This window comes from Enterobacter cloacae complex sp. ECNIH7 (assembly GCF_002208095.1).
Lineage (GTDB): Bacteria > Pseudomonadota > Gammaproteobacteria > Enterobacterales > Enterobacteriaceae > Enterobacter > Enterobacter cloacae_M.
This window is the reverse complement of record NZ_CP017990.1, coordinates 2,759,283-2,780,138: the sequence shown is the minus strand read 5'-3', so window position 1 is coordinate 2,780,138 and position 20,856 is coordinate 2,759,283. Positions and strand designations below refer to the sequence as shown.

The window sequence follows — 20,856 nt, the reverse complement described above, 5'->3', positions numbered from 1 at the left end:
ATCTTACAGGCATATAACGCCGGCTAGATTAGCTTAATTAACGCCTGATTTATAATTTAAATTTAATATAGTTACTTTTAAATTATTCATCAAACCAATGACCATTTCCGCCGTTTTATTCGGTTTAGATTTTACTTAGCTCGTAACAATTATATTTTATTACTCTTACACGGGAGTGATTTAGCATGAGACAACTTTCTCATTTTGAAAGTTCAACAGGTAATTAAATAAAAACAACTGCAAAGGAATATCACAATGCAAAGAAAAGTACTGGCTCTGATGATTCCGGCTCTGTTAATGGCTGGTTCTGCACATGCAGCAGAAATTTATAATAAAGACGGTAACAAATTAGATCTGTATGGAAAAGTAGATGGTCTGCACTATTTCTCCGACGATAAAGGCGCTGACGGGGATCAAACCTATATGCGTCTGGGCTTTAAGGGCGAAACCCAGATCAACGATATGATGACCGGCTACGCGCAGTGGGAATACAACATTCAGGCTAATAATACGGAAGGGTCTGATAATCAGTCCTGGACGCGTCTTGCCTTCGCCGGTGTCAAAGTGGGCGACTACGGCTCCTTCGATTACGGTCGTAACTACGGTGTCCTGTACGACGTGGAAGGCTGGACCGATATGCTGCCTGAGTTCGGTGGCGACTCCTACACCAAAGCCGACAACTTCATGACCGGCCGAGCCAACGGTGTGGCAACCTACCGTAACACCGACTTCTATGGTCTGGTGCAGGGCCTGAACTTTGCGCTGCAGTACCAGGGCAAAAATGAAGACGCCAGCAACAACCAGGAAGGCACCAACAACGGTCGCGACACGCGTCACGAGAATGGTGACGGCTTCGGTATTTCTACCACCTATGACTTCGGCATGGGGATTACTGCAGGGGCCGCGTATACCTCTTCTGACCGCACCAACGAGCAGGTCATGAATACCACAGCAGGTGGAGACAAGGCGGATGCCTGGACGGCGGGCCTGAAGTATGACGCCAATAACATCTATCTGGCGGCAATGTATTCTGAAACCCGCAATATGACACCGTATGGTGATAATACCGACGCCGTGGCGAACAAAACCCAGAACTTCGAAGTGACCGCGCAGTACCAGTTCGACTTCGGCCTGCGTCCGTCCCTTTCCTACCTGCAGTCGAAAGGTAAGAACCTGGGCAACGGCCAGGGCGACCAGGATCTGGTTAAATACGCAGACGTAGGGGTCACCTATTACTTCAACAAAAACATGTCCACCTACGTTGATTACAAAATCAACCTGCTGGATGAAGATGACAGCTTCTACAAAGACAACGGCATCAGCACCGATGATGTTGTAGCGTTAGGCCTGGTTTACCAGTTCTGATGGTCAGAGCCCGCATAATCATGCGGGCTCGCTTGTTTTTTGAAGTTCGTCACAATAGACAGCTTAAGAAAGGGGTTGGTTGAGGGAAAGTTGAAAGTAAGCTGGTTAAACTGCGGTGATAGCCCTTTTATCACTAAGGATAACAACGTTGTTTGGTCGTGTATCCCTTGCCGTACTTACCCTTTTAGCATTGCTGTGGATGGCGTTAATTTTTGATTTTGGTGATATCGTCGGGCATCTCGGCGCGCTGTTAAACCATCTGGATGGCAGTTAACAGGGTTGCCTGGGAAATAAAAAGCCACCAGCAGTGCCGGTGGCGGGTAAACGCGTATGTCGCGTTATTTTTTCACAGGTTGAGGCTTTTTATCACCTGATTCAGGGGCCTCACGCGGATCGTCTTTTTCAACACAGAGCATAGTTTCTCCTGTTTCAGTTACCCACTGCCTACTATAGCCGGAGGAGTAAAAGAGTGGCCAGGCGGCAATCATGCCTGCTCTTCACCTTTCTCGCGAAAAGAAAGATATCCAAATACCCCACTTTCCCCATCCATGGGATGGTTGACGCCGTCCATCACCTTCACCTCTGGAAAATTAAAAGGTGAAACGTTTTCAAAACAGGCGACATTAACGCCATATTCGTTTGGGTTAGAACGTCGCTGATGGAACGTGTAAATCCCGCACACCGAGCAGAAGAAATGCCGTGCCGTTCCCGTGTTAAAGCGGTACTCGGTGAGCTTATCTTCACCTTTGGTCACCTTAATGCCTGACAACGGCGCAGAAACGACGACCGCGCCCCGCATACGACAAAAGGAACAGCTGCAGCGCCGGGCGGTTTTCAGCCCATCGGTAAGCTCAACGGTGAACGCCACCGCGCCGCAATGGCACTTCGCATTTCGTCTTTCAGACATGGGCTATACCCCTTTTCTCACCAGCTCGGCAGCCTTAACGAAAACCTCATCTTCTACGCCATCGCCTTTTTGCCTGCCGAGCCTGACCAGTTCATCGACAATGCTGTTGCGATGGATCGGTTTTTGCGCTGAAACCAGCCCAATAACGGCGGCCCCAATCGCCAGCCCCACTAATCCGGTTTGTTCATCTTTGTTTTTCATATTCATGCTCCTGGTACAACAAACAAGCGTAGCAGGAATACGGTAAAACGGAATGCGGGACGCATGCTCTGTGAATGTTATTTAAACAGTTCAGAGAGGTACGACTTCCAGAATCGACAGATACGAACGGGTGTCTATTATTTTGTTCAGCTTAAGATTGGTCTGTTCAAACAAGGCCTGATACTCAGACTCTGTTCGTGCTCGTCCTCCATCAAAGCTTGTTAACAGAAGAAGGTCAATTTCAAATCGTCCCTGTTCATTATTTTCTTTTTTAATAAGCGGTTCAAAAATTAATAAGCGGGAGTTATCTTTCATTGCATTTCTGCAGCACTGAAGTATCTGTACCGCCTTCTCATCAGGCCAGTCCATGAGGATATACTTAAGCAGATAAATGTCCGCTGCAGGACAGGCTTCAAAAAAGCTCCCATTAACGGTTTCCCATCGACGATTATCATTTAACAGGTGCAGTCGATTTCGCTCAAGCACATCTTTTTGATCAAAAAGGATCCCCGTCAGGGTCGGATTTCGACGTAAAACAGCCAGCAATAAGTTACCCAGCCCGCCGGCGATATCGGCAACCACGGCGTTTTGCGGGAACGAATAGCTATCTGCGATGATTTCATTTTCTACGGATGACATAGAGGCCATACCCGCATGAAAAACGTTGCTGTCAGTCATCGTGTCGTCATGCTGCCAGTATTCGTAAAAAGGCTTGCCAAACAAATCATTAAAAACAGGCTTGCCGTGCAATATCTCATCCATTTTAGCCGCTGGCTGCCAGAATGTTGGGTCTGTCAGCATGAGCACCGCCGCACGCAAGGAAAATTCATGCTCAGAACAGAGGAATTGCGCTGAATGGCTAAGACTGTATTCAGCTTCAGATAATTCGTTGAAAACGCCACGAGAGGACAATAAGCGCATGATTCGATGAAGATAGTTAACGTCTACATTCAACTCCTTCGCCAGTTGCTTGACGGATTTTTTTCCTTCAACCAGACGATCTGCGACGCCTAATACCGCGACGGCTCGAAGTGCTGCCTGCCAGACAAAACCCATGCTTTGCTCTAACAGACACATTCCTTCTTTACGGCTTAGTAAATCCAGACTATTACGTTGCGACATTTTCTGCTCCTTACCAGTAAAGATGTGTTGAACAACTAAAACGCCGCTAGCAAGCGTAAGTCTGGTAATGAGCTTTATCCATAACGTCAGAAAGGATTATTTATGCTGTTTTGTACCGTTTAGCATACAGTCCGTTTAAATACGTAAAAAACCAAGGCCACTTAACTTTAATATTTAATAGTAATGCATTACAACTATTAACTTAAAAATGATTGCGTTACATCCTAAAAAAATGCCTGTCGTAATACAGGCATTTCATAGTTAGAATCTCGGCGCCAGTCCGTATTTTGGTGTTTTAATGTTTGCAGCCCAAATCTTGATATCGTTTTGCAGGAGAATAGTGAAATCAGATCTCAGGTGCATCACCATGCCATTGACGCTTTCCGCGTCCACCACTGAAAAATGTTCAATTCTGTTCTGTCCTACCTGAACACAATAATATTTGGCGGGCAGTACTTTACCGTTCACATTAAGCGGCAGATTATTCTCACCACAGCGGCCTTCAGTAATATAGGACACCAGTAAATTAGCGGATTTTCTCCCAGGCTGGGAGACGCTCACCATGACAGGGAAACCTTCCGATGTCTGTGTCATATCATAAAGGACCGCATTTTTTATATACCAGGTATTATATTCCCGCTCCTGAAAAGCAGACCAGGAAGGCGCAGAAAAGAGCACCAGCACTGCCAGGATAAGAGATTCTATTTTCATGGGATGTTGTCGTCCGTGTTGTTGCACGTATTATTCAGATTGTGCAAAAAACAGCAACCACTTAAGGATAGTCCTACTACTATTGGCAGTGATGAAGGAATGAATTAAAGATATGCCTTACCGTCAACGGTCCCTGCCAACGCTCATAAAAGAGAATAAGAAGAAAAATGATAAACGGCTGCCATCATGACGATGCTGACGACGACGCTGATGAAAAAGTAGCTTTTGAAGGGCTGCTTTTGGGTTTTATGGCGAAAGAGCTGTTGACCGACAATGGCGCCAGGCCAGCCACCTGTCACGCCAAATACCAGCATTGTCGCTTCCGGAACCCTGCGCATCCCCTTCCGCGCCGCCATTTTATCGGCGCCATACATGACCAACGTCATCACGTTGATCGCCAGAAACCACATGAATAGAGGATGGGTGGTAAGAAGGCTGCCGATCGCAGCGAAAATCAGGAGTAAATAACAAAAGCGATTAAGGGTCATAGCACCAGTCACGGGGTGTTTACAGTTTGGATAACGCATTATACGCTAGCTGACGAAAATCTCAGAGTGAGACGGCTATTATAAAAGCAAACTGCGCCCCGGGCCTTTACTGGTTAACATTTAAACAGTGGTAATAAGTAAGCATTATTTCATTTTGCTTTAGCAGTCAGCATTTTTTTCTTAAAAAATTAACCTGAAACATCTCACGTCGAAAACACAGCGTAAGCGCATTGTTTTAACAAAACAACAAGTATTGCATCCATTAATCTAAAGAGGGGTGCGACAATATTGATTAGAATCAAATTAAACGTTAGGCAGCTAATATTCAAGCTCGCCCATCCGCTTCATGTTTTCAAAAACAATGTTGAAAACAATTAATTTGACCATTCGGTCAACGCATAACAAAATATTGCCGTAGTTAAAGCAATAATGGTCTGCATTTTTTGGGGGATGATGTCCCCCCTTTTTATTTTCTCAGAAACAACTAAACAAACATTATTCCACCCTGATCTTAACTTTTGGCTTCGACAAGAGAACTTTGACCAGTTCCTTGAAAGGAAGAGGTTTGTAAAAGAAAAAACCCTGTAAAAACCGGATATGATTGCGTGTGAGGTAATCGAGCTGCTCTTCTGTTTCAACGCCTTCCGCCACGATGCTAATTGAGAGTTTTTTGGCCAACTCCAGTACCGAATCAAGGATTAGCGTTGAGTCCTCATTCGCGTTAACCCTGGCAACAAAGCTCTGGTCGATTTTAATGTAATCAATATGCAGATCCTGCAGATAGGACAGGCCGGAATAACCCGTACCAAAGTCATCCAGCGCAATGGCAAATCCATTGTTATGTAACTCATTCAATGTATTAACGAGATGTGCATCAATGTCGAGTGGTTCACGCTCCGTCACTTCAACGACAAGGTTAAGATCCTGTTGAGTAAAGCTGCGCTTGTAGTGGAGACACTCTTCAACAAAGGTGGACGCAACGATATGAGAAGCGCTGAAGTTAATCCCTACGTGAAACCCTTCAGGCAGCAATGTCGCAATAGCATTCATGTGTATTGCAACCTGCCTCATTAAGCTCTGGGTCAAAGGAATAATTAAACCGGACTTCTCAGCAAGAGGAATGAAGGACGCGGGAGAAATAAACCCTGATTGAGGATGCTTCCATCTGGCCAGCACTTCCACACCCCGTAAGGTTCCCTCTTTGCCGCTCACAACGGGTTGGTAATACGGAATAATTTCATTTCTGTAAATGGCGATGCGCAGTGACTCTTCGGGTGAGACATCCTTAGAAATATAGCGTTGAAGAATATAAGCAGAGAGAGACGATATTATCAGCAGGAATAGCACCACGCCTCCGGCTCGATTGAATAATCTCTTAAGGCTAAAAAGAGGTGGAGAGTTAAATTGAACCGAGAATGGATAACCAGAGGCTTTTACCGTTAATACCTGTTTCTTCGTAGGGTCTGCCGTCGTAACATCGCCTGTCAGGCCTAAAAGGTTATTGCCTACTCTCAGGGAATATTCAACGCCATTTAATGGCATATCCAGCGCATCACGGATATGGCTATCGCTGATGCTAACGATGATTCGGCTTCCGGCGTGAATTGTCTGGTATAAGAGAACCGGAAGACCGTTGACGGTACTGGCCGAAGGGACGAGGAGCAATGATGACTCAGGCAGGATTGAGCTGTTGACCAACAATACGCGGTTTCCCGGTAACGAGGAGCACCAGACCGCATCATTTTTCAGAATAACGATCGTTCTCAGGTGAGGCTGTAATGCCGCCTCGGTGCCCAGCCGATATTGCCCTTCAGCATCACACTCATTCTCGGCAAGTTGCATTGCCATCTCAGTCGCATGACGGGCTTCTTTAAGAATCACATTCATGTTCCGCACGACGTAGTGCGCCTCTGCCAGGCTATCAGCCCGTGCAGAATACCAGACCTGTAAATTGATGATAAAAACGCCGAGCAAGAACATTGTTGTGGCTGCAGCTACGGGGATAGATGCATGGCGCATTTAGGCTTCTCGATTTAAGTGAAGTAGCCGCTTCAACGATGGTGAAGTGATTGAATTGTCATTGTCTTAAGCATGGTCGATAACGTAATAATTACCATGCCAGGCGTCAGAAATGTTCTTGCCAGCCTGATTGAGGGGAAACAAAAGGCCGCCGAACGGCAGCCCTGGTGGATAAATGTCTATTAATATCGCTTTATTGTATTGATCGGGGTTCTTTCTGACCAGTCTGGTCTTTCGCCGGCCATGATTGCACGCTGTTGCGTTGGCGTCACAGACTGGGTTATTTCAGGCATTGACTTGTATTCGGGTTGTTTAGGTGGACTGAGAACCAGATCGGAGCTACAGCCTGACAGCAGGAAAATAGCCAGTAGAGATGAGCTAAGCTTGAACACGTTAAACCCTTCCAATGGGATAAAATTTTAAGAAAAAGCGTGGTGCTGAACATACATAGCCTAATCCAAATATATTCACAAGATCAATGCGCACAACCCTTTTTCCTGCCCCGGACTCGCAGAGGCGAACATCAAGCCGACGACTTTTTATCGAAAATTGACAGCAGATTCAACGTGACCGGAAATGCGCCGCGAAAGCCATCCGGATGGCTAAAATAACGTTTGCTTATCAACTCAGTCCGTGCCTTAATGATTTAGTTGGTTCGATGTAATACCGAATACAATATTTTACCACGCAGTCCTCATAACCAGGCGCTATCGCTGATATCCCCTCCTTTTGAGTCCATACGTTTTAGTCATTTCTTATCATTTAAAGTGTCTTTAAAGGAGTATTTATGCCTTCACGAATTCAAGGTCTGGTTAAGTGGTTTAATGAAGATAAAGGCTTTGGCTTTATCTCCCCCCTTGATGGCAGTTAGGCATCTCCTGATTTTACGGAGTGCCACCATACACTTTAAAGCTAAACAATGCTTGCTTTAGTTTTGGAAAGATCTCAAAAACACAGGGTGGTTTATGAAGAATGTAATCGTTTTTTTCAATGGGAAACCAGATAAAGTTGTCACAGTGCAACAAGCAACTACGTCCGTAAGACAAGAATATCCGGACGGTGAAGAAATACACCTTCAGATTATGTCTGCCGGTTTCCCGTCTTTAACCGGCGATCGCAGCTTTGTCTACGTTGCCTCTGATAGAGAACTCACCTCTCAGAAGATACTTGATGCCGCAAAAATCCATTTGTAATCAGCATTTCCGGCTAGTTCTCTGTACTTCACAAAAGGAAAGATAAAACCTCAGTAAAATCACCAGTATTTTCAGTGAGCGTTTTTAGGCTTTATCTATTGAATTTAAAAAACAAAAATGCCTTACTATTAAAACCTGCTAAATGCAGGCGTTTTTTTATAAAACCTGCAAATATAACCCTCTCGTCTTTATTTAAACAATACTGACTAAAACTCGACACTTCTTTTCATTAAGATTTTGCTTTTTGCAGGAACTAATGCAAAAGAAATGAGTCAAATGAAGACCCTTACCAGAAAAGATTATTTTATGACATCTTATATTGTAATAACCACTGTTGCCGTTGTGATGGGGTTGATAACGTTGAGTCTGATTAAAGTTTGGATTAGCACATCGAACAATCCTGACAATCTGTGACCTTATCGCAAGCCGCTTAAAGCGAGGCCACTTCCGTTTCTGGTAAATCAATGATAACCAGTGTACCAAAACTGCCTGTTTCTACAGTATGGGGAGTGCCAGCTTTAGCGATATAGAGCTGTCCAGCCGTTACAGAGATTTTTTTACCTTTCACGCCCAGCTCCAGACGTCCATCAATGACCAGTAACCCCTCGTCATACTCATGTACCTCTTCAATCACTGAGCGTTCATCCATTCGTAAAACTTTAAGATTTGCAGTTCCAGTGCGGCCCAATACACGAGAGTGCCAGGTCTCCGGTAAGGCAAGTGCTTCTGTTTTGAGGTCATAAAGCGACATAAAGTCATTCCTTTTTATGTTCATTTAACGCTCTTATGCCATATAAGTTCCCCTCGGTCATATAACAAATATGGAAAACTAACACGAGTAAAATGCTATATGAGGTCCTTAAATCACACCGCACGCTAACGGCGTTGCTGCGCCAGTTATAACCCCGCAGTAAAACGTGCTGGCATTCGCCGCCGGAATCCGTACCATACGCGGCATACAATGTTTGCCCCTGCTGGCTCCGAAGGTAGTACTAAATGCAAGAGAATCAAGAGATTAACAAAAAAGAGCAATACAACCTGAATAAACTGCAAAAGCGACTGCGCCGTAACGTGGGCGAAGCCATTGCAGACTTCAACATGATTGAAGAAGGTGACCGCATCATGGTCTGCCTGTCAGGGGGTAAAGACAGCTATACCATGCTGGAGATCCTGCGTAATCTTCAGCAAAGCGCACCGGTGAAATTTTCCCTGGTAGCGGTCAACCTTGACCAGAAACAGCCGGGCTTCCCGGAGCACATTCTGCCGGAATACCTCGAGAAGCTGGGCGTTGAGTATAAAATCGTCGAAGAAAATACCTACGGTATTGTGAAAGAGAAAATCCCGGAAGGGAAAACCACCTGCTCACTCTGCTCTCGCCTGCGCCGCGGCATTTTGTATCGTACCGCGACGGAGCTGGGCGCGACCAAAATTGCGCTGGGCCATCACCGCGACGATATCCTGCAAACGCTGTTCCTCAATATGTTCTACGGCGGCAAGATGAAAGGCATGCCGCCTAAGCTGATGAGCGATGACGGCAAGCACATTGTGATCCGCCCTCTCGCCTACTGCCGCGAAAAAGACATTGAGCGTTTTTCTCAGGCTAAAGGTTTCCCGATCATTCCATGTAACCTGTGCGGCTCTCAGCCGAACCTGCAGCGTCAGGTAATTGGCGACATGCTGCGCGACTGGGATAAGCGTTATCCGGGGCGTATCGAAACCATGTTCAGCGCGATGCAGAACGTCGTCCCTTCCCATCTCGCGGATGTGGAGCTGTTCGACTTTAAAGGCATCAACCACGAGTCAGAAGTCGTGAACGGCGGGGACCTGGCGTTTGATCGGGAAGATATTCCCATGCAGCCAGCGGGCTGGCAGCCGGAAGAAGATGACAATCAGTTTGAAGAGCTGCGTCTCAACGTGCTTGAAGTGAAGTAAGCGATTAGCGTCTCAGAAACACCGTCTGAGACGCTTCATTCTTTATTTCAGCAGACGTACGCGACAGGTTTTACCCTTAATTTTCCCGTTTTGCAGCTGCTTCCATGCCTTATGGGCAACCGCCTGGCGAACCGCTACGTAGACATGCGCCGGATGGACCGCAATCTTGCCGATATCCGCCCCGTCCAGACCTACATCCCCGGTCAGCGCCCCTAATACGTCACCTGGACGCATCTTGGCTTTTTTACCGCCATCAATGCACAGCGTCGCCATTTCAGCCTCCAGCGGCACTACGCTGACGCTGGCCGGTGCATTCATCCAGTTCAGCTTAATCTGCAGCATCTCAGAGAGAATGTTGGCGCGCTGCGCCTCTTCCGGCGCGCAGAAGCTGATCGCCAGACCGCTGTTTCCCGCGCGCGCGGTACGACCAATACGGTGCACGTGCACTTCAGGGTCCCACGCCAGCTCAAAGTTCACCACCAGCTCAAGGGATTTAATGTCCAGACCGCGCGCAGCGACGTCGGTTGCAACAAGAACGCGGGCGCTGCCGTTAGCGAAGCGGACCAGCGTCTGATCGCGATCGCGCTGCTCCAGATCGCCATGCAGAGACAATGCGCTCTGGCCGGCAGCATTCAGGGTGTCACAGACCGACTGACAGTCTTTTTTGGTATTACAGAACACCACGCAGGACGCAGGCTGATGCTGGCTAAGCAGTTTCTGCAGGAGCGAAATTTTCCCCTGCTGCGAGGTTTCAAAGAACTGCTGCTCGATAGCGGGCAGCGCATCTACGCTGTCGATTTCAATGGTGAGCGGATTTTTCTGCACGCGCCCGCTGATGGCGGCGATGGCCTCCGGCCAGGTCGCGGAGAACAGCAGCGTCTGACGATCGGCCGGGGCGAAACGGATCACCTCGTCAATCGCATCGCTGAAGCCCATATCCAGCATCCTGTCTGCCTCGTCCATCACCAGCGTTTGTAACGCATCCAGCGAGACGGTGCCTTTTTGCAGGTGATCCAGCAGGCGGCCGGGCGTTGCGACAATAATGTGCGGCGCATGCTGAAGTGAATCACGCTGCGCGCCGAACGGCTGTCCGCCACAGAGGGTTAAAATCTTGGTGTTTGGCAGGAAACGCGCCAGGCGACGCAGTTCACCCGCGACCTGGTCCGCCAGTTCGCGGGTCGGGCACAGCACCAGAGACTGGGTCTGAAAAAGCGCCGCATCGATATGCTGCAACAGGCCAAGGCCAAATGCCGCCGTTTTCCCACTGCCCGTTTTCGCCTGCACGCGCACGTCACGGCCCTCAAGGATGGCGGGCAACGCGGCCGCCTGAACAGGCGTCATCGTGAGGTAACCCAACTCGTTGAGGTTATCGAGCTGGGCGGCGGGCAGAACATTCAGGGTAGAAAAAGCGGTCACAGTAGTCTCTCGTGGTCATCTTTGCGGTCAGATGGCGCGTATCCTCGCAGATCTCGCGGTTCGATGCGACAATTTAATCGGTTCTTGATCTGGCGGCGGGTCGGGCATCGGCTGCGGACGCGGGATGGGATCGGGCATTGGCACCGGATCGGTGGGGATGGGATCGGATTGACGCGATTGTTGCAGTAGCAGAGCGTTCAGGATGCTCATCATTCCCTCCAGAATTTGCTGTCGTCCCTTTTAGGGTAGACGCTGAGAATCAGGAGGCAAAAAAAAGCCGACTATGAAGTCGGCGTCGTACGAATCAATTGTGCTATGCAGTAATTCAAAAAAGGAAGTAAGACAATATGGAGCGCAACGCCCATCGCTTGACGTTGCATTCACCTGCGGGAGTAATATTGCACCTTACGGGGTAGATGTTTATTGACTTCGCTCAATTAAAAGAGCGTTTTGATCCCGTTAAAAGCTGAAAAAAGCGTAAATTTACAGCCATTTACTACGATGCAACCACCATGCAACACCACCAATCAAAACAACTAACATCACGCAAAACGCGGTAAAGCCGTAGCGATAAGCGCCACCCGGAATTCCCCCCAGGTTCACGCCAAACAGCCCGGTAAGAAACGTGCTGGGTAAAAACACCATCGCCATCAGAGACATCGTATAGGTTCTTCTCGCCAGCGACTCCTGCATCACCTGCGCGATTTCGTCCGCCATCACCGCCGTTCTGGCAATACAGGAATCAATCTCGTCCAGCCCGCGCCCCAGCCTGTCGGCAATATCCTGCATTCTGCGCCGCTGATCGTCATTCATCCAGGCGAGCCTTTCGCTGGCAAGACGCGCATACACATCGCGCTGCGGCGTCATGTAGCGGCGCATCACAATCAACTGCTTACGCAATAAGGCCAGAAAACCGCGGGGCGGGATCTGCTGATCGAGCAGGTTATCTTCCAGGTCGATGATTTTGTCGTGCAGCTCTTCGATAAACTCGCTCGCATGATCGGTAAGCGCGTCGCAGACGTCCACCAGCCAGCTGCCGCAGTCGACCGGCCCGGTGCCTTCTTTCAGATCGTTGACGATGTCATCCAGCGCCAGAACTTTTCGCTGCCGGGTCGACACAATGAGCCCGTCGTCCATGTAGACACGCATCGCAACCAGCTGATCCGGGCGTTCATCCGTGCTGCCGTTAATGCAGCGCAGGGTGATTAGCGTCCCGTCACCCATTCGGCTCACGCGGGGCCGCAGGCTTTCACCCGCCAGGGCATCGCGCACGTTATTGGGCAACAGCGGCGTCGAGGCCAGCCAGTCAGCGCTGTCCGGGTGGGTGTAGTTCAGATGTAGCCAGCAGGGATGCGCACTATCGATCGCATCATTATCTTCCAGCGGTCGCGCACCGCCGCGGCCATCCAGCACCCACGCAAAAACTGCGTCTGGAACGTTTAGTTCAGATCCTTTAATGCTTTCCACAGCGCCTCCACCTTTTTACCTCTTTCGGTGTCAGTCTAGCTTTCATCAGGTGTTAAGCAACAACTATGTATCCCATCGCGCTGAAATCGCTCAGGAATTGTACATTCTGGCCGGGGGCATTAAAAAAGCCTGGCATGCCAGGCTTTACGGTACTGTCAGAGAGAGTGTTCTGGCCGCTGAAGGAAGGATGGCGAGCCGCCTGATAATAAGGAAGGAGAGCCCTGGTCAAGTCTGAAATTACGCGTTCGGGTCTGCAGCTCAATCACCTGATTACGCAGTACGTCCGAGGAACCATTGAGCTCCTCTGCCATTGCCACGTTACTTTGCGTGACCCGCTCCAGCTCCGATAGCGCCAGGGTAATCTGAGAAATACCTTTCTCCTGCTCTGACGTTGACGAGGAAATTTCGTCCATTAAGCGGCTGACATTCCCCGAGCCCGTCACGATTTCATGCATATTTTTCTCTGCCTGTGACACAACGCTGGCTCCCTGCGTGACGTTACTGCTGGTGACTTCAATCAGCGTTTTGATATTCTTCGCGGCCTCTGCGCTGCGGTGTGCCAGGTTTCTTACCTCTTCCGCGACGACAGAAAACCCCTTTCCCTGATCGCCCGCCCTTGCCGCCTCAACGGCCGCGTTGAGCGCCAGGATATTCGTCTGGAACGCAATGCCGTCAATCAACGAAATAATCTCCGTCATCTGCTGCGCGCATTCGGTAATGGACTGCATATTGCTGGCGACCTGCCCCATGAGCTCACCGCCCTTGCGCGCCTGTAACGTCGCCACATTTGCCTGCTCGCTCGCCAGGCGGGTGTTATCGGCATTGTTTTTGGTGCTCGCGGCCATTTGCTCCATGCTGGCTGCGGTTTGCACCAAAGACGCAGACTGCTGCTCGGTTTTCACCGATAGCTGAGCGCTACGTGCCGAAAGTTGGTCCGATAAGGTCATGGCGGTTTGCGATGACGCCCTGATCTCCCGCACCAGCGTCGCAATATTACCGGAAAGGCTGTTTATACCGGGGATGAGTCGTCCCGCGCAGTTATTGCCAAATTCAGGGATAGATACGCCAAGGTTACCTGCGGTCACCTCCTCAATACTCCTCTTCACCGTATTGATCGGCGTCACAAGATACTTCGTCATATAGACCCAGAGCAAAAATAGCGCAACGAAATTGATGACATTAAGCGAAATAAAGAGAGACGTATTGCTGGAAAATAGAACAACGACACCCGCACTTACCAAAAAAAGAGAGAAAAGGAACCCGATAATAAAGGTCCTGACACTAATATTTTTTAGCATGATAATACCCACGTTTTATATTTTGGTCGGCACTTAGACTTATAGCATTGGCCCGGAAGTTTTTCATCGCAAACAACGCTTGTTTTTTGTTTCGCCGTTAGCATCCTGGGATTTGTCTTAAGTCAGATAAAAAAAGCGTATTAGTGAAAATGTTTTGCTCAGCATGCTGTGATACTGGTTTCCCGCCATCTTAAGCGATAGTATCACCCGCGGTAAGACGATACGATCGCCTTCCTATTTAAGGAGCTTTGCTACTGTTATTCGTTCTTGTTTAGCAATGCTTAATATATTAACAAGAGAATATATTTTATATTCTTAATAAGTTTTAGAGTATTAATATGACTGGTCATTTTTCACGATAAATAACTAATATGGTTTGAATGCGCATGTTCGTTGCCCGATAAAGATGTACCCGGCAGGCGAAATCGGTAACCCTCTCAGGCGTGGGACTGCATAATGCTCAATATATCGTGGGACCCTGTGTTAATCGCTATCTCTTATCTGGTGGCGTTTATCGCCTCCTTTGTGGCGCTGGACAGCGCCGGAAAGATCCCCCTCTCCAGCCGAAAGGCTGCCCTCTTCTGGCGTATTGCCGGCGGGGTCACGCTGGGCATTGGCATTTGGTCGATGCACTTTATCGGCATGCTGTCGATGCAAATGCCCATGATGATGAGCTACGACCTCTGGTTAACCCTTGCGTCACTGGGCGTCGCGGTGGTTGCATCGGCCACGGCACTTAATATTGCCGTCGCGGGCAAAAAACTTTCTCCCTTTCGACTGATCTTTGCCACGGCGATCCTGAGCGCTGGCGTGGTGTCGATGCACTACATCGGTATGGCGGCCCTGATGCTGGATGGCAGCATCATCTGGGATAGCCGCCTCGTGGGGTTGTCCGTGGTTATTGCCGTTGTTGCCTCCGGCACGGCGCTGTGGCTGGCTTTCCGTCTGCGGGATAAACACAAAGGCGTTTTTATCGATCGCATTATCGCGGCTTTCGTCATGGCTGCCGCGATTTGTGCGATGCACTATACCGGCATGAGTGCCGCGCAGTTTCAGGAAATGGCGCATACCCTCCCGGGCGGGATCGGCGAGCTGGGGTTATCCATCTGGGTTTCAGTCACCACGCTCTGCCTGCTCGGGGTGATGTTAATCATCTCACTTATCGATTCCCACCGGCGCACCAGCCGGCTGACGGATAATCTGCATCAGCTCAACCGCCAGCTTGAGCTACAGGCGCGGTTTGACGCGCTCACCGGGCTCGCAAACCGCCACCAGATGGATCTCCGCATGCAGGATTGTCTGCGCAGCGCGCTGCTGAGCAAAAAGCCCTTTGCGGTTATTTTCCTGAACGTCGATCACTTCAAACGCGTTAACGATACGTGGGGTCACAGCGTCGGTGATGAGTTATTGATCGCGGTCGCGCAGCGCATCACGGCCCGGCTCACGCGTGAGATGACCCTGGCAAGGCTGGGAGGCGACGCCTTTATCCTGCTGGTGCCGGAATGTGACGACGACAGGCTCAACGCCCTGGTCACCGCGCTGCTTGAAGACGTGCGACGCCCTCTGTCTGTCTGTGGGCACACGCTAAGCACAACGATCAGCGCGGGCGTAAGCCTCTATCCTCAGGATGGCGAAACGCTGCACGAGCTAAAGCTCAAGGCGGATGCAGCCCTACATCGCGTCAAAGAAGAGGGCCGCAACGGCTGGGCGATTTACCGGGCCGAGATGTCAACGGCGATCCCGGCGAAACCCGGTTTCCTGCAGGAGCTTTCGCAGGCGCTTGAACGCGATCAGTTTGAGCTGTGGTACCAGCCAACCTGGCATGCGGGAGATAAAACCATTCACGGTTTTGAAGCCCTTCTGCGCTGGCGGCATCCTGAGCAAGGGGTTGTACTGCCCAATCTGTTTATCCCCTCCCTGGAGCAAACGGGTTTAATTATTCCGGTAGGTAACTGGGCCATTGAAGCGGCATGCCGACAGCTTCATTTCTGGACTGAGCAAGGTTTCAGCCAGTGGACGCTGTCGCTCAACCTATCCCCCATCCAGTTTGAACAGCCGGATATTTTCCAGATCGTTTCGTCGATGCTGGAAAAATATAGCCTGTCTCCGTCCCGGCTGATCCTGGAGGTAACGGAAAGCACCGCGCTTAAAAATCTCGACCGCAGCATTGAGTTGCTCAATGCGTTTAATCACGCGGGGATCGTTGTCTCGATTGATGATTTTGGGACGGGCTATTCCAACCTTCTGATGCTGAGCGTGCTTCCGGCAAAAGAGCTCAAAATCGACAGAAGCTTTGTCACGTCGATGCTGGAAAATGAAAAAAGCTACAAGCTGGTTGAAACCATTATCAGTATCGCCCGGACCATGGAGATGAACGTGGTGGCAGAAGGGATCGAAACGGAAGAACAGCAGGCGGTTCTCACCCGTCTCGGCTGCGATTACCTGCAGGGTTACCTTTTCTCCCGGCCCTTACCTGCCGAGCAGGTACCGTGGCTACTGCTGCAGATAAACTCAGACAAACAGATTATACCCATTAATAAAATTCAAACGGACCCCGCATTTATTTCTCAAAAAAATCATGCCTGACGGGGTTAAGTGGAGTATGTTTCAAGGGAGTACACGCGAGTCAATTCTGTCATGATTGTCAGACACATGTTGTCGATGAACAGGAAACGCCTATGTCGCAACCTTGTTTTGATGCGTTAAATGTAATTAAAACACCCGTGTGGCTCGTTTTACCCGTGTCGGAAAAGATCATTTTTGCGAATGTGTCCGCAACGCAGATCATGGGGGATAAAACGCTCGATGACCTGCGCAAAGGGATCTACTCTGCCAGTGCGCAAACCGTCCTGTCGATGTATGTATCTGAACTGAAAACAGAGCAGGAGATCGTCGAAATCTGGACAACGAGCCGGGATGGACAGGATACGCCGTTAAGCTGTCGCCTCTCGCTTGCCCACTACGCGCCCTGGGGCGATGTGATTGTTTTCGAGGGCATCTCCCAGCAAATACTCTCAGGATTGAAGGCCAGCCGTTCCGCTACCTACCGGCGGAAAAAGCAGGGTTTTTATGCGCGCTTTTTTCTGACCAACAGCGCCCCGATGCTGTTAATCGATCCGGCCCGCGACGGTCAAATCGTCGATGCGAATCTGGCCGCGCTCAATTTTTATGGTTATTCACATGATGACATGTGCAGTAAGCATACCTGGGAAATCAATACGCTGGGGCGAGATGTGATGCCCATTATGACTGCGATTGCCGCGCTGCCCGGTGGTCATAAGCCGCTCAATTTTGTTCACCGCCTTGCCGATGGATCCACCCGCCACGTTCAGACGTATGCCGGGCCCATTGAGATCTACGGTGACAAGCTGATGCTGTGCATCATCCACGATATCACCGAGCAAAAAAGGCTGGAGCAGGAGCTGGAACATGCGGCGTTACGTGACTCCATGACCGGGCTACTCAACAGGCGCCAGTTCTACGCGATAACCGATCAAAGCAACCTGAATACACTTCCCGCGCAGCAGCAATTTAGCCTGCTGCTGGTGGATACCGACCATTTCAAAAACATTAATGACCTGTTCGGCCATCTGAAAGGCGATGAGGTGCTTATCGCCCTTTCCCGGATGCTGGAAGCCTGTAGTCGGGAGGGCGATATGGTCTTCCGCTGGGGTGGCGAAGAGTTCGTTATCCTGCTGCCCCGCACCTCTCTCGATACCGCGATGCAGATTGCCGAGTCAGTCCGCGCAGCCGTTGCCCGCATTACGATCCCCGGCCTGCCGCGGTTTACCGTCAGCATTGGCGTGGCGCGGCACAATCATGGTGAGAGTATTGACGAGCTGTTTAAGCGTGTGGACGATGCGCTGTATCGCGCTAAAAATGACGGACGCAATAAAGTGCTTGCGGCATGAAACTGGAGTATCCGGAAAAGCCCCGCTACAATGCCCACCTCGAATCAATTAGCGTCAGGTGGGTAAAAGCCGCAATGGGAAAAACAGAAATAATACTCACCTTAATTATTTTACTCCTTATTATATTTGGCTTCTGGTTTATTTTTAGCGGTGAGATCTGGCATCTCGTCGAATTTCTTGAAAATAGCCTTTACCCGACCTTTGACGCACCGTAACGCACGTTTAATCGCTTGTTTCACCTACCGAATATGTCAGCTATCTGCTTCCCTTACAGCCGCGTAAAATACGCGGCGTTATCCTCCAACAACGTTGATAACGAATCACTTATTCATTTGCTTATGTTGCCCGTGCTCTGACGGGCTTTTTTATTTCCGGCAATTCAGCCACGCCAGGCTATATCTTAATCATCTTTATTGATAGAGGTGAGGAAAGATGAGCAAGAAGATCCTGATGCTGGTTGGCGATTACGCCGAAGATTACGAAACCATGGTGCCTTTTCAGGCGTTGCAGATGATTGGCCATCAGGTGGATGCGGTCTGCCCTGACAAACCGAAAGGTGATTACATCATGACGGCAATCCATGACTTTGACGGCGCCCAGACCTACAGCGAAAAGCCCGGTCACCGCTTTACCCTCAACGCCGATTTTTCAGCCGTAAAGGAGCAGGACTACGACGCGCTGCTCATCCCCGGCGGGAGAGCCCCCGAGTATCTGCGGTTAAATGAGGACGTCTTAAAGCTGGTACAGGCATTTGACGCCGCGCGTAAGCCGATTGCCGCAGTGTGCCACGGCCCACAGCTGCTTGCTGCCGCGGGGATCCTGAAAGGACGAACCTGTAGCGCCTACCCGGCCTGCGCGCCTGAAGTCCGTCTCAGCGGCGGACACTACGCCGCTATCGGCATCGATCAGGCCCATGTAGACGGCAATCTGGTGACGGCTCCCGCCTGGCCCGCGCATCCGCAGTGGCTGGCGAAGTTTAATGCGCTATTAGAATAACAGAGACCCGGCATTGGGCCACGCATAGCGGATGAAACCGTACCGCGTATTGCAGACCTGGCGCATTCCCGCGCCGGGTCTCATAAAACATCAGTGCTTCTCGATATACATCGTCCGGCTATACGCCACGTCTTCCGGGTTATTAATAGGGTAGCCTTTCACCCAGGGCTTAATCAGACGACCATTGGTGTACTGGTAAATGGGCGCGATAGGCGCTTTCTCCATGAGGATTTTCTCCGCCATGTTGTAGTCCGTATTACGCGCTTTCGCCGTGGTTTCCAGCGTTGCCTGGTGGATAATTTTATCGTAGGCCGGGTCATTGAAACGCGAGATATTACCGCTGTGGGTTGAGGTCAGCAGGGACAGGAAGGTCGACGGCTCGTTGTAATCGCCTACCCATGACGCGCGGATCACGTCAAAATTGCCGGTATTACGGCTGTCGATATAGGTTTTCCACTCCTGGTTTTGCAGTTTGACGTCCACACCGAGATTTTTCTTCCACATGGACGCCACCGCAATGGCGATTTTCTGATGGTTTTCCGAGGTGTTATACAACAGTGTCAACTTCAGCGGACGCTGAGGACCGTAACCTGCGGCCTGGAGCAACGTTTTCGCCTGAGCGTTAAGCTCCTGCTGGGACATCTGCTCGAACGGTGAAGGCTCTGGGGTGAAACCCGCCGTCACGTCAGGGGTGAAATGCCAGGCCGGCTTCTCGCCTGTACCTAATACCTTTTCTGCCATAATGCGGCGATCGATAGTCATGCTCAGCGCAAGACGAACCCGGGCATCGGCCGTCGGGCCCTTTTGCGTGTTAAACGCGTAGTAATAGGTTCCGAGCTGAGGCGGCGTATACACCTGTCCCGGAATGTCCTTCAGGAGCTTCTGATACATGTTTTTCGGGAACGATTCGGTGATATCAATATCCCCCGCCAGATAGCGCTTAGTGGCGGACGATTCCTGATTAATCGGAATGAAGGTCACTTTTTGCAGGACAGTTTTCGCGTTGTCCCAGTAGTGCGTATTCGGCACGACAACCAGTTTTTCATTCACCACGCGGTCGTTCAGGACGTACGCGCCGTTACCCACCAGGGCGCCCGGACGCGTCCACTCTTTCCCGCTTTCAACGTTCGCTTTTTGCACCGGATAGAAGGCGAAGTTCGCCGTCAGGTTGCTAAACCACGGGAGCGGTTTGTCCAGCTGGACGCGTAAGGTTCTGGCATCCACCGCCGTCACGCCCAGGGTATCTGGCGCCGCTTTGCCATCGATAATGGCCTGCGCGTTGTTGATGCCTGCCAGCGCCGCAAACCAGGCAAACGGAGACGTGGTTTTCGGGTCAACCAGACGCTGCCAGCTGTAGACAAAATCCTGCGCGGTGACGGGCGTACCGTCTGACCATTTCGCGTTATCGCGCAGGGTAAACGTCCAGATACGGTTATCGTTGCTCTGCCAGCGCGTCGCCACGCCCGGGGTCAGCTCCCCTTTCTCGTTCTGATTCACCAGCCCTTCGAAAAGATCGCGAATCACCTGAATCTCGGGTAATCCCACAGCTTTTGCCGGGTCGAGCGAAGCCGGCTCGTCTTTAATATGCCTGACCAGCTCCTGTTTTTGCGCCAGTACCGTGCCCTGGGGCACATCAGCAGCGTACGAGAGTGTAGAGAGTCCGCACAAGTACAGTGCAGCGCAGAGACGCGAAACAGGATGCTTCATAAGATCCCCTTTGATGAATTCAGGTAACAAGCAGATGCGTAATTATTTGTTTCGAAACAGAGAAATGCAAATATCTTCGTCAGGAATAGTGATTTGAGGCAATTCTCAACCGTTACGGAAACT

At 50.1% G+C, this 20,856-nt stretch carries 22 protein-coding genes and 2 pseudogenes; 11 read left to right on the top strand and 13 right to left on the bottom strand.

Annotated features, from left to right (window positions below; translation table 11 throughout):
* Nucleotides 1–255 precede the first annotated feature (255 nt).
* A complete protein-coding gene (gene ompC / locus WM95_RS13710) occupies nt 256–1,365 on the top strand; it encodes a porin OmpC (RefSeq protein ID WP_063408850.1) in 1,110 nt (369 codons plus the stop codon).
* A gap of 148 nt (nt 1,366–1,513) precedes the next feature.
* Nucleotides 1,514–1,639, top strand: a complete 126-nt coding sequence (locus tag WM95_RS27720; protein ID WP_255319991.1) for a hypothetical protein — start codon at nt 1,514–1,516, stop codon at nt 1,637–1,639.
* A 64-nt stretch (nt 1,640–1,703) separates the two neighbouring features.
* Here WM95_RS27720 and WM95_RS27620 read toward each other — a convergent pair whose 3' ends face one another.
* The 7 genes from WM95_RS27620 to WM95_RS13680 form a co-directional block, all read right to left on the bottom strand.
* Complete coding sequence (locus WM95_RS27620) at nt 1,704–1,781, bottom strand: hypothetical protein (protein ID WP_223239581.1); 78 nt, start codon at nt 1,779–1,781, stop codon at nt 1,704–1,706.
* A gap of 68 nt (nt 1,782–1,849) precedes the next feature.
* Entirely contained in the window at nt 1,850–2,272 is a 423-nt protein-coding gene (locus WM95_RS13705) for a GFA family protein (RefSeq protein WP_063408851.1), read from the bottom strand.
* 3 nt (nt 2,273–2,275) lie between these two features.
* Nucleotides 2,276–2,473: a hypothetical protein gene (locus WM95_RS13700; RefSeq protein ID WP_023312007.1), complete on the bottom strand. Its 198-nt coding sequence runs from the start codon at nt 2,471–2,473 to the stop codon at nt 2,276–2,278.
* 90 nt (nt 2,474–2,563) lie between these two features.
* Nucleotides 2,564–3,595: a methyltransferase gene (locus tag WM95_RS13695; RefSeq protein WP_063408852.1), complete on the bottom strand. Its 1,032-nt coding sequence runs from the start codon at nt 3,593–3,595 to the stop codon at nt 2,564–2,566.
* Nucleotides 3,596–3,856: 261 nt separating this feature from the next.
* Nucleotides 3,857–4,306 carry a hypothetical protein gene (locus tag WM95_RS13690; protein ID WP_063408853.1) on the bottom strand — a complete coding sequence of 150 codons (450 nt, stop codon included), beginning with the start codon at nt 4,304–4,306 and terminating at the stop codon, nt 3,857–3,859.
* A gap of 143 nt (nt 4,307–4,449) precedes the next feature.
* Nucleotides 4,450–4,794, bottom strand: coding sequence for a DUF1294 domain-containing protein (locus tag WM95_RS13685; RefSeq protein ID WP_063408854.1), 345 nt, complete (start codon nt 4,792–4,794; stop codon nt 4,450–4,452).
* Nucleotides 4,795–5,289: 495 nt separating this feature from the next.
* Complete coding sequence (locus tag WM95_RS13680) at nt 5,290–6,813, bottom strand: EAL domain-containing protein (protein ID WP_063408855.1); 1,524 nt, start codon at nt 6,811–6,813, stop codon at nt 5,290–5,292.
* A 787-nt stretch (nt 6,814–7,600) separates the two neighbouring features.
* Here WM95_RS13680 and WM95_RS13675 point away from each other — a divergent pair.
* The 3 genes and pseudogenes from WM95_RS13675 to WM95_RS27880 all read left to right on the top strand — a co-directional run.
* A pseudogene (locus tag WM95_RS13675) lies at nt 7,601–7,681 on the top strand (cold shock domain-containing protein); the annotation flags it as partial.
* Nucleotides 7,682–7,778: 97 nt separating this feature from the next.
* Nucleotides 7,779–8,006, top strand: coding sequence for a hypothetical protein (locus WM95_RS13670; RefSeq protein WP_063408856.1), 228 nt, complete (start codon nt 7,779–7,781; stop codon nt 8,004–8,006).
* Nucleotides 8,007–8,273: 267 nt separating this feature from the next.
* Nucleotides 8,274–8,420 (top strand): YnaM/YnfT family protein, encoded by a 147-nt coding sequence (locus WM95_RS27880; RefSeq protein WP_369880915.1) that lies wholly within the window; start codon nt 8,274–8,276, stop codon nt 8,418–8,420.
* 16 nt (nt 8,421–8,436) lie between these two features.
* Here WM95_RS27880 and WM95_RS13665 read toward each other — a convergent pair whose 3' ends face one another.
* Nucleotides 8,437–8,757, bottom strand: a complete 321-nt coding sequence (locus tag WM95_RS13665; RefSeq protein WP_063408857.1) for a cupin domain-containing protein — start codon at nt 8,755–8,757, stop codon at nt 8,437–8,439.
* Nucleotides 8,758–8,898: 141 nt separating this feature from the next.
* On the opposite strand from WM95_RS13665, the pseudogene WM95_RS27875 reads away from it, so the two are divergent.
* Nucleotides 8,899–8,967: pseudogene (locus tag WM95_RS27875) on the top strand (hypothetical protein); the annotation flags it as partial.
* A gap of 35 nt (nt 8,968–9,002) precedes the next feature.
* Nucleotides 9,003–9,938, top strand: a complete 936-nt coding sequence (ttcA, locus tag WM95_RS13660) for a tRNA 2-thiocytidine(32) synthetase TtcA (RefSeq protein ID WP_023312015.1) — start codon at nt 9,003–9,005, stop codon at nt 9,936–9,938.
* A gap of 42 nt (nt 9,939–9,980) precedes the next feature.
* On the opposite strand, the gene dbpA is transcribed toward ttcA, so the two are convergent.
* From dbpA to WM95_RS27870, 4 genes are all read right to left on the bottom strand, one after another.
* Nucleotides 9,981–11,354, bottom strand: a complete 1,374-nt coding sequence (gene dbpA, locus WM95_RS13655) for an ATP-dependent RNA helicase DbpA (RefSeq protein ID WP_063408858.1) — start codon at nt 11,352–11,354, stop codon at nt 9,981–9,983.
* A 27-nt stretch (nt 11,355–11,381) separates the two neighbouring features.
* Nucleotides 11,382–11,564, bottom strand: coding sequence for a proline-rich small protein YnaL (gene ynaL / locus WM95_RS27760; RefSeq protein WP_071789387.1), 183 nt, complete (start codon nt 11,562–11,564; stop codon nt 11,382–11,384).
* A 273-nt stretch (nt 11,565–11,837) separates the two neighbouring features.
* Nucleotides 11,838–12,821, bottom strand: coding sequence for a zinc transporter ZntB (gene zntB / locus WM95_RS13645; protein WP_023312017.1), 984 nt, complete (start codon nt 12,819–12,821; stop codon nt 11,838–11,840).
* A gap of 155 nt (nt 12,822–12,976) precedes the next feature.
* Nucleotides 12,977–13,666 carry a methyl-accepting chemotaxis protein gene (locus WM95_RS27870; RefSeq protein ID WP_442876233.1) on the bottom strand — a complete coding sequence of 230 codons (690 nt, stop codon included), beginning with the start codon at nt 13,664–13,666 and terminating at the stop codon, nt 12,977–12,979.
* A 909-nt stretch (nt 13,667–14,575) separates the two neighbouring features.
* Here WM95_RS27870 and WM95_RS13635 point away from each other — a divergent pair.
* The 4 genes from WM95_RS13635 to WM95_RS13620 all read left to right on the top strand — a co-directional run bounded on the left by WM95_RS13635 (nt 14,576) and on the right by WM95_RS13620 (nt 19,026).
* Nucleotides 14,576–16,705 (top strand): putative bifunctional diguanylate cyclase/phosphodiesterase, encoded by a 2,130-nt coding sequence (locus WM95_RS13635; protein WP_088544803.1) that lies wholly within the window; start codon nt 14,576–14,578, stop codon nt 16,703–16,705.
* Between the two features lie 92 nt (nt 16,706–16,797).
* The gene (locus WM95_RS13630) at nt 16,798–18,030 is read left to right on the top strand and encodes a sensor domain-containing diguanylate cyclase (RefSeq protein ID WP_063408860.1); all 1,233 of its coding nucleotides are present in this window, start codon (nt 16,798–16,800) and stop codon (nt 18,028–18,030) included.
* A 74-nt stretch (nt 18,031–18,104) separates the two neighbouring features.
* Nucleotides 18,105–18,245 (top strand): Ecr family regulatory small membrane protein, encoded by a 141-nt coding sequence (locus WM95_RS27200; protein WP_032668497.1) that lies wholly within the window; start codon nt 18,105–18,107, stop codon nt 18,243–18,245.
* 217 nt (nt 18,246–18,462) lie between these two features.
* Nucleotides 18,463–19,026, top strand: coding sequence for a DJ-1/PfpI family protein (locus WM95_RS13620; RefSeq protein ID WP_033145709.1), 564 nt, complete (start codon nt 18,463–18,465; stop codon nt 19,024–19,026).
* Nucleotides 19,027–19,116: 90 nt separating this feature from the next.
* On the opposite strand, the gene WM95_RS13615 is transcribed toward WM95_RS13620, so the two are convergent.
* Nucleotides 19,117–20,733 carry a peptide ABC transporter substrate-binding protein gene (locus WM95_RS13615; protein ID WP_047741805.1) on the bottom strand — a complete coding sequence of 539 codons (1,617 nt, stop codon included), beginning with the start codon at nt 20,731–20,733 and terminating at the stop codon, nt 19,117–19,119.
* Nucleotides 20,734–20,856: the final 123 nt, after the last annotated feature.